Genomic DNA, 8,257 nt, shown 5'->3' with positions numbered 1-8,257 from the left:
AATTACTGGGGTAAGCTTTACTCATAACGCTCTCTCAGTGCTGTGTACTACATATTCGCAGCTTACACTGAGTGAGCTTTTTTGCTATCTAACCGACTTTTAAAACATCCTCTTAGAAGCCGCAGCCAAAGAAGTGCGATCGCATGGTCATCAAGCGCTAACTATTCCCACCGATGTCAGAGATCCCAAACAGGTAGAAACCCTCGTTCAGAAGGCGCTGGAGCATTTTGGCACTATCGACGTATTGATTAACAATGCAGGCCTTTACATATCTGGGCCAGTTGAAGAATTTTCCCTAGATGATTGGCATCAGGCGATAGACCTCAACCTGTGGGGGTATATTCACACAATTCACGCCTTATTGCCCCATTTTCTGGAGCGGAAAAGAGGCACGATAGTTAATGTGAGTTCTATTGGGGGGCAAGTACCCATTGCTTACTTAGTGCCTTATTCTACTAGCAAGTTTGCCGTCACTGGTTTAACGCGATCGCTGCACGGGGAACTAGCACCAAAAGGCATTCATGTTGGTGGAATTTATCCAAATATAATCAAGAGTGATTTTATGGAACGGGCAATCTTTCGAGGCAAGAATGCCGACGATTTCCAAGCCCGTCGGGATCAGGTCGATCAGGTGCTGAAGGTTCCTGTGGTGGAGAAACCGGAGGATGTGGCAGATGCTATCTGGGATGCGGTGAAGCATCAGCATTCTGAGGTGTTAGTTGGTTCAGCCAACCTATCGAAGGCTTCTTATAATATGTTTCCCGGCTTCATGCAGTGGGTGTTCCGGAAAACCTTTCAGCTGAAGGATAAGCAAGCATAGGGATATATAGCAATTCAAGGGTTGGGTGGGATACATCTGTAAGGACATGGCATTGCCATGTCCCTACCAAGGGGCCCGAACGTCAGGAACGCGATATATTTTACCCAAGTGAGAAACGCTATACTCGTTCCCAGTCTCTGGGAACGAGTTGTTATTTTGGTTCGCCAATTAAGGTAAATGCTGCCCAGTCTTTAGGATGAGGATTTTGCTGCTTGATTTTCAGCATGGCATTTCTTAGGGCTTCGGCTTTATCATTTTTCTGCTTCAGCTGCTTGTAAAACTCACTCATCAAAGCATTCGTGGGAGCATCAGGTGCTGACCACATAGGCATAATTAAAGTGGGAACGCCAACTGTCATCAAGGAAGCGGATAAACCAAGAATCCCATCACCGTTAGTTCTGCCTTTTCCAGTTTCGGCTACACTGAGGACGACTAATTCCGGACGCAGACGTTGCCCTTTTGGTTGGGCGTACAATTCCAGAATTTCCGCAGTGGTGAGTAAGCCACTATCTGAACCAAAGGGAGCAAGCGCGATCGCTCCGGGAATGCCTTGTCGTTTAAAATCATCTAGTATCCCGTAAGTTGCCAAATGCACACTCTTGGCTTTCCGCATCTTTTCTAACACAGCTGCCTTGGTTGCCTTATTGCCGATAAACAGGTCTTTAGTATTGAACTGTTTAGCAATTTCTATGGCTTCTTGTTCCGCACTCAAAAGCGGCGGTAACGCTTTCGGTGTCTCTCCGGGTGCGGCTGCAATTCGGGGCATTACAGGATTGCCAACTACTAGGCGGTTTCCTCCCGCAGTTTTTGAGCGTTGTTGGCGAGTTAAAGCTAATAACTGAATTGATGGGGAAGTTAGAATGGTGTGTTTTTGGATTAAGTAATTGCCATAGATATCCACCAAAGCCGCAAAAGGAATTGGGAACATTTCTTTTTGCGGAATAAAGATAACGCGGGCGGTGGGATCTTTTGGTAACAGGTCAGCAATCGGTTTAATTAACAACTGATGCAGTTGCAATAACGGTTTTGGCTCAAGTGCTGATTTCCCTTCTGAGTTAGGTTTCTGTGAAGAAGGTAGTTTAGGCGAATTTTCTACCTTTTTCCCTTTCAATCCTAGAGATTCCGGAATACTAGAAATAACATCCTCTACAGAAGTAATTGGATAAATTGTATTTTTGGCGCTGATTTCAATCCGGCGAAATGTCACTTCTCCTGTAGGCTGAATTACCCAAGCATACACACCTTCATCCGGAACAATTGAATATTCAACAAATGTAGCTTTTTCTTCTTTAGCTATTTTCTGAATGTCGGCAATTGTTGGGTAAACAAGTTTTTTCGGCGCTGGTTTTAAATTATTCCCTACTGGTTCACTATCTAACCGCAATCGTAGCAAATCTACAATTGTCCTGATGCGTCCTTGTTCTGCCATTTCCAAAGCCGCAACAGGTTGATTTTGAGCAATCAAAACTTGTTGTAGTCGCTGGTAAGTAGCAGTTTGCGCGTCTATATAATTATTGCCGCTACCTAATTTAGCGCGAATTGCCTCCCATGCTTTAATAGCATTATCCAGAGTTGTTTTCGCTTCTTCTGGTTTACCGGATTTAAGTAAAGCAAATCCCAGATTATTCAGCGCTTTCCCTTCTGCCAAGCGATCGCCTGCTTTTATTGCCTTTTCCAGGGGCTGCTGATATAGTGCGATCGCGCTCTCAAATTGGCCGGCATTCTGATAAGATTTTGCTAAATTATTTAAGGCGAGAAGTTCCTTTGCTGGGTCGCCACTTTTGGATGCGATCGCTAGTTGTTCTCTTCTGACTTCTATCGCCTGCGGATATTGTCCCAGCAACTCGTAAGACTCGGCAATATTATTCAGAAAATACGCTTCTTGTGTCGCATCTTTAGCTTTCCTTGCAATTACCAACTGCTGCTGGTAAAATTCGATAGCCTGCGGATACTGCCCCAAAGTTCGGTAAGCTGCTGCCAGGTTGTTTAAGGCATCACCTACGGCTTCTATATTGCCGCTTTCTCTCGCAGCTGCTAACTGTTCTTGATACAATGCGATCGCATCTTGGTATTCTCCCTCAGACTCGGAAGTTATCCCCACATTGCCTAAGAAAGCTGCTTCTCTTTTGGGATTGCCAATTTCCTTTCTCAGAGTTTCTGCGGCGGTGCGAAATTCCTTAGCTTGCTTTTCATCTCCCAGATAAAAGTAAGCAGTACCAAGATTATCTAAAGTCTTAGCCTCAGTTGCTTGATCGCCAATACTCCGCACAATTTCCAACGTCTGCTGATAGAATGCGATCGCTCGCAGATATTGCCCTACAGTAAAGTAAGTTTCTCCCAGACTCAACAGAGTATTGGTTTCTCCTGTACGCGAACCAATCTCCTGATACAGTCTCAGCGCCTGTTGCAAAGACTTTAACGACTCTTCAAATTGCCCAGTCTGATGCTGTCGAATTCCTAGCCCTAGCAGTTTATCGGCATTGAATTCAATATTATCTTGGGTTTGAGCTAAAACTGGCGGCGTTATCAGACATAAATTCACAAAAGTTGGTAAAAAGCAACCAATTAGAAATAAAAAGTAAAATTTAACCTTTGTACCGTTTAACTTTTGTGTGGTTTGAGGGAACAATAAGAGAAGAAACCTTAGCCAAATTTTCATACGGTAATGGATAAAAAAACAACAGGGATATTTGTCATTATTTTAGCCTTGGTCTTCGTTGGTTTTGGCGATAAATTTCTTCCCAAACCCTTAAGCACAGCCAGTTACAACACTCGCACCACCTTAAATAATTCTTTACTGGGAATATTCCCCAGTAAGAAACCCAGAAATCCTTATGAACGCACCGAAAAAGCCATTGAACAAGAGGAAAAAGGAGGAAAGTAGTCATTGACTAATTGCTAATGGTTCATTTTTCATCGCCATTAGCAATTAGCCATTAGCAATTAGCTATTTCTTTAAACCTTCTTCAACCAGCTAAACATCGCCCGTAAATCCTTACCAACTTCCTCAATGGGATGTTCGGATTCCTGACGGCGCATCGCTGTAAATCCAGGCTTTCCAGATTGATTTTCTAACACGAATTCCCGTGCAAATTGCCCTGATTGGATTTCTTGAAGAATTTTCCGCATCTCAGCGCGAGTTTCGTCATTCACAATCCGAGGGCCGCGTGTATAATCGCCATACTCAGCAGTATTGGAGATGCTATCGCGCATTTTTGCCAAACCACCTTCTACAACTAAGTCAACAATTAGTTTGACTTCATGCAGACATTCAAAATAAGCTAATTCCGGCTGATAACCAGCGTTGACGAGAGTTTCAAAGCCTGCTTTAATCAAAGCACTCAAACCGCCGCACAGTACGACTTGTTCGCCAAATAAATCAGTTTCAGTTTCTTCCCGGAAGCTTGTCTCTAAGACACCAGCACGAGTGCCACCGATACCTTTAGCGTAAGCCATTGCGCGATCGCGTGCTTGTCCAGAGGCATCCTGATACACCGCAAACAAACAGGGAACGCCTTCCCCTTGTTCGTAAGTCCGCCGCACCAAATGTCCAGGGCCTTTTGGTGCCACCATCACCACATCTACATTAGCAGGGGGGACAACTTGACCAAAATGAATATTGAAGCCGTGAGCAAAAGCTATTACTTTCCCTTCACTCAAATTAGGCTGAATTTCGTTGGTGTAAACTGTTTTTTGCACTTCATCTGGCAGCAGAATCATAATAAAGTCTGCTGCTTTGGCGGCATCAGCTACACTGTGGACAGCTAAACCAGCTTCCTTGGCTTTTTCGGCAGATTTACTACCAGGATACAGTCCGACAATGACGTTCACACCGCTATCTTTGAGATTGAGCGCGTGGGCGTGTCCTTGGGAACCGTAGCCGATAATAGCAACTGTTTTTCCGTTTAATAAGTCTAAATTTGCGTCGGTGTCGTAATACATCCGAGCCATAGGGGTGTCTCCTGAGCGTATGCGTCGCAAGTAGTGCAAACTCTTGATTCTATCAGATGATCAGGAGAGAATGAACCACTCAACGCAAGATAGGGAAGAGATAAGCGATCGCGTTTGTTGCATAAACTGCAACGTTTTAGCGTCCCGGTTTGGAGTCAGGCATACTGGCGTTAATTAATTTTGGTTATGTTATGAGTTGGACGCTTAAACCTTCTTTACTTTTAAGTGCATTTCTGGGAGGCATCGTTTTAACCAGTTGTGCTTCTGATATTAATACAGCTCAAGTTCAAATTCCAATGATGCTTAGCGATCGCGCAGTTCCAAGTCCCCAGGCAATGCCTGCTCCTGCGTCAGAAGCACTAGCTAACAACAATAGTACAGCACAATCTGTAGCCAAGGCTCAGGTGCCGAGAGTGCGATCGCAATTGATTAAAAATGCTGAAATAGCAGTTAGTGTAAATTCGATTGAAAAAACTATTCAACAAGTTACCAAAATTGTTCAACAACAGCAGGGAGATTTATTAGGATTTCAAGATCAAAAGCCGAAAGATGGTAATCGCCACACCGCATCTATGCAAATTCGGATTCCTCAAAATCAACTGGAAACTACTCTCGACACTCTAGCAAAATTGGGAACCGTACAGCGTCGGACTCTAACTGCTGAAGATGTCACAGATCAACTTGTGGATAACGAAGCAAGATTGCGAAACTTGCGGAAACAAGAAAGCACTTTACTCAAGATTATGGAGCGTTCTGGCTCAGTTGGGGACGTTCTGAAAGTTGCCGACCAACTCAGCAAGGTGCGGCAAAACATTGAGCAAATTGATGCTCAGCTCAAAAATCTCCGCAGTCGTGTTGCTTATTCTACAATTACCCTAACTTTAGAGGAAAATATTGCTACTACTCCCCCAGAAATACCTTTAAATTCCCAAGTTAAAGAAACTTGGAATCAGGCGACTCACTCGCTAGGCGAACTCGCAGTTGGTTTAATTCGTTTAAGTATTTGGTTAGCTGTCTTCAGTCCATTTGTATTTATTTTAGTTGCTGCTAGCCTTGGTTATAACCGCTTGAAAAAACAGCAAACTCCGCCCACACCTCCTCAGTCTGAACCACCCAAAGTCAGTTAACTTGCTTGAACTTTTTTTTTGAATAGTATATAGCAATCCTATTTGAGTTGTTAAATGCCAGTCCTTTAGATACCCGACTTCTCAAAAAAATCGGGTATCTAACCTTCAGGAATTATTTATGACTGCTATAGCAATTCAAGGGTTGGGTGCGATAAATCTGTAGGGACATGGCAATGCCATATCCCTAACCTTGGTTGCCTGAAAGTCAGAATTGCGATATACTCCACCCAACTGAGAAACGCTATATATAAATATTAGGTAATAACCGCACCATACTTAACTTCTTCAAATTGAAAGAATTTACAAAAAAGTCAGAGGGCAGAAGGAGAGAAGATAAAAAGGATTTTAGTCGTGGGTTTAAAGCCTAAGAAAAAAAAGAAAAAAGTTTTATTCAAGAGATGATAATCGTCTATTGTAACTGCGCGTTACTTCCTAACCCGCGATGCTCCCATAGTGCTTCAGCTGAGGTTTCTCCAGACTCTCGCCATGCGCTAACGCGCATAAACCGCAAAGGGAAGAAGGAAAAGGAAGGAGCCTGTTTTTGCGTAAGTGGCGACAATCTAGCGCAGTAGGGTGGGAAGAACCCCATCCTACAAAATTTAAGCTGCATGACACTTTTGGCTCAGGGAATGGCAAGATGGAAGGCGAAGCCAAAGCGTTCTGAAAATTCTATGCCAGAACTGCAAGTATCAATCGCTCAGCATTACCATGAGCGGACTAAATATGACCCCCAGACTATAGCCTCCAAGAGTCAGGGGTTGGATTGGGAACGTCAGCCAATACCTTTTAAAGAATACAAAATTGGGGTATCCCACGACCTCAAGCCGTATTTGGCAGACAAATCAGAGGGGTTGAACCATGATGATGCCTGGTGGCGGCGTATATCGCGGCTGCTGTTTTGCAGCTATGGTTTGACTGCCAAGGTGCCGACGTTGGGAAATCCGATGTATTTGAGGGCTGCACCTTCTGCTGGTGGTTTGTATCCGGCGGAAATTTATTTAATTTCTCGCGGGACTCCTTTCCTTGCCCCTGGACTGTATAACTATCAGCCGCAAAGCCATTCTCTGATTCATTTCTGGGACAGTGATGTTTGGCAAAGCTTGCAAAAAGCTTGTTTCTGGCACCCAGTGTTGGAAAGTACCCAACTGTGCTTGGTGACGACAGCAATATTTTATCGCTCGGCTTGGCGCTATCAAGCTCGGGCCTATCGGCGGATTTTTCTGGATACGGGGCATTTGCTGGGCAATATTGAGTTAGCCAGCACTATGAATGATTACCGCCCTCACGTAATTGGGGGATTTGTGGATCGGGAGATTAATGAGTTACTATACCTCGATCCGGAGCAAGAAGGCGCGATCGCTATCCTTCCCCTAGCAGACTTGCTGGATGTGAAACAAAACTTGCCCCTGGCTCAAACTGCTTTGCCCTCCGCTACCCAAACCGACTATCCCAATATCCCCGATGGTGAACTGCTGCACTATTGCCACAAAGCAACGCAGATAGAGCAACAACAACCAGATATTTCCCGACCACAAAATTCAAAAAACGACAAGTACAACTTTCCTTTCTGTCTCAAGGTTTCCACTGTTACACCGCCGATTAATTGCGGAGAAAACCTGCAAGACTTAGAAAACACGATTCTCAAGCGGCGTTCAACTCGTGCCTACACGGGTGCAGATTTGACTTTTGATGAACTCAAAGCTTTACTGGATTTCACCTACCAACCAGAACATTATATAGAGCAAGGTTTAGATGGTTCCCCAGACTACTTTGATTTGAATTTAATCGAGACGTTTATCGCCGTCTCTGGGGTGACAGGTTTGGAGGAAGGTTGCTACTATTACGCGCCAAAGGCTCAAGAACTGCGACAAATTCGATTCAAAAACTTCCGGCGCGAGTTGCATTATTTGTGTCTGGGGCAAGATTTGGGTAGAGATGCAGGGGCGGTGCTTTTCCACACAGCGGATCTGAAAACAGCTGTGGGACAATATGGCGATCGCGTTTATCGTTATTTACACATGGATGCTGGTCATTTGGGACAACGGCTGAATTTAGCTGCCATTCACCTTGGTTTAGGTGTCAGCGGTATCGGCGGCTTTTTTGACAACCAAGTAAATGAAGTCTTGGGCATCCCTGCTGATGAAGCGGTTCTCTACATTACCACCTTGGGGCAACCAAGATAAAGATAAAAGCTAAAAGGCTCTCATACAAAAAAAAGTTTATAACGGTGCGTTAGCAAAAGCCTAAGAGGATGTTTGAAAAGTGGTGAGGGGTTAAATATTATGCCAACCGCCTGACCATGATACGGATCATTGCCAGATAAATAAAAGTCTCCGATGTTTCTGGCAATAACTCATAA

General features: G+C 44.3%; 5 protein-coding genes and 1 pseudogene. 4 read left to right on the top strand and 2 right to left on the bottom strand.

Annotation, left to right across the window (positions count from 1 at the left end; all coding sequences use genetic code 11):
* Positions 1-112 precede the first annotated feature (112 nt).
* Positions 113-820 (top strand): annotated as a pseudogene (locus tag H6F66_RS03045) (SDR family oxidoreductase); the annotation flags it as partial.
* 151 nt (positions 821-971) lie between these two features.
* Here the strand turns inward: H6F66_RS03045 and H6F66_RS03040 are convergent.
* Positions 972-3,362 carry a CHAT domain-containing protein gene (locus tag H6F66_RS03040; protein ID WP_190418087.1) on the bottom strand — a complete coding sequence of 797 codons (2,391 nt, stop codon included), beginning with the start codon at positions 3,360-3,362 and terminating at the stop codon, positions 972-974.
* A gap of 123 nt (positions 3,363-3,485) precedes the next feature.
* Here H6F66_RS03040 and H6F66_RS03035 point away from each other — a divergent pair, with 123 nt between their 5' ends.
* On the top strand, positions 3,486-3,704 hold the full coding sequence (locus H6F66_RS03035; RefSeq protein ID WP_190418085.1) for a hypothetical protein: 219 nt from the start codon (positions 3,486-3,488) through the stop codon (positions 3,702-3,704).
* A gap of 71 nt (positions 3,705-3,775) precedes the next feature.
* Here H6F66_RS03035 and ilvC read toward each other — a convergent pair whose 3' ends face one another.
* Positions 3,776-4,801 carry a ketol-acid reductoisomerase gene (gene ilvC / locus H6F66_RS03030; protein WP_277874018.1) on the bottom strand — a complete coding sequence of 342 codons (1,026 nt, stop codon included), beginning with the start codon at positions 4,799-4,801 and terminating at the stop codon, positions 3,776-3,778.
* A gap of 161 nt (positions 4,802-4,962) precedes the next feature.
* Between ilvC and H6F66_RS03025 the strand changes: the two genes are divergently transcribed.
* Together H6F66_RS03025 and H6F66_RS03020 are read left to right on the top strand one after the other, a co-directional pair.
* Positions 4,963-5,898, top strand: coding sequence for a DUF4349 domain-containing protein (locus H6F66_RS03025; protein WP_190418081.1), 936 nt, complete (start codon positions 4,963-4,965; stop codon positions 5,896-5,898).
* 671 nt (positions 5,899-6,569) lie between these two features.
* The gene (locus tag H6F66_RS03020) at positions 6,570-8,081 is read left to right on the top strand and encodes a SagB/ThcOx family dehydrogenase (protein ID WP_190418089.1); all 1,512 of its coding nucleotides are present in this window, start codon (positions 6,570-6,572) and stop codon (positions 8,079-8,081) included.
* The last annotated feature ends 176 nt before the right edge of the window (positions 8,082-8,257 follow it).

Origin of the sequence: Trichocoleus sp. FACHB-6 (assembly GCF_014695815.1) — a bacterium.
Taxonomy (GTDB): Bacteria; Cyanobacteriota; Cyanobacteriia; order Cyanobacteriales; family FACHB-T130; genus Funiculus; species Funiculus sociatus.
The sequence above is the reverse complement of the archived record's forward strand: the minus strand, read 5'-3'. Positions and strand labels throughout refer to the sequence as shown.

What these genes read in the sequence shown, in the direction of transcription:
- H6F66_RS03035 (WP_190418085.1), top strand. Translation starts at nt 3,486, where the DNA reads ATGGATAAAAAAACAACAGGGATATTTGTCATTATTTTAGCCTTGGTC.
- H6F66_RS03025 (WP_190418081.1), top strand. Translation starts at nt 4,963, where the DNA reads ATGAGTTGGACGCTTAAACCTTCTTTACTTTTAAGTGCATTTCTGGGA.
- H6F66_RS03020 (WP_190418089.1), top strand. Translation starts at nt 6,570, where the DNA reads ATGCCAGAACTGCAAGTATCAATCGCTCAGCATTACCATGAGCGGACT.